Origin of the sequence: Clostridioides sp. GD02377 (genome assembly GCF_045899875.1) — a bacterium.
In the GTDB taxonomy this organism is placed as follows: Bacteria; Bacillota; Clostridia; order Peptostreptococcales; family Peptostreptococcaceae; genus Clostridioides; species Clostridioides difficile_A.
In genome coordinates this window covers 1-735 of the sequence record NZ_JBJODA010000066.1, presented here as the reverse complement: position 1 = coordinate 735, position 735 = coordinate 1, and the positions used below count along the sequence as shown (strand labels likewise).

Annotated in this window: 1 protein-coding gene; it reads left to right on the top strand. The window is 31.6% G+C overall.

Annotated features, from left to right (window positions below):
- Positions 1 to 14: 14 nt before the first annotated feature.
- On the top strand, positions 15 to 735 hold a 721-nt coding region (locus tag Q3304_RS20775; protein ID WP_407815487.1), incomplete at its 3' end, for a phage tail protein.

Genomic DNA, 735 nt, shown 5'->3' with positions numbered 1-735 from the left:
TAGGAGGTGGTAGTTTGGCTACAGATAAAAGTTATTACACGATATTAACAAACATAGGTAAGGCTAAAATAGCAAACGCAAGTTTAGTAGGAGGAAAAGTTGATTTTGTCAAGATTCAACTTGGAGATGGTGGAGGAAATGAGTATAATCCTACAGAGGAACAAACCATATTAAAAAATGTAGTTTGGGAAGGTAAAGTAGGAAACGTCAAAACTGATGAAAGTATGACAAATTGCTTGATTTTAGAGAGTCTAATACCTGCTAGTGCTGGTGGATTTGTAGTTAGAGAGATAGGTTATTTAGATACAGAGGGTAATTTACTTGCTATTTCTAAGTATAGGTCAGCATATAAACCTAGATTGGAAGATGGAGCAGTTATTGATATGAAGGTAAAAACTATTTTTGTTGTATCTAATGTTAATAATATAGAGCTTAAAATTGACCCTACAATAATTTTTGCTACATTAAAAGATTTGCAAGATTTAGAGGCTAAAATAGATGCTATTGACACTAAAATTGATACAACTAAAACAGAGTTAACAAGCAACATAGAAACTACTAAGACAGAGTTAAACAATAAAATAGGTGATACAACACTCCTTGAAACAACAGATAAAACAAATATAGTTAGTGCATTAAATGAGGTAAAAACTAGTGTAGATAGCATAGAAACAACAGCAGAGAAAACAAGTTATAACAATGCAACAAGTAATCTTACTGCTACAAATGTTCAAG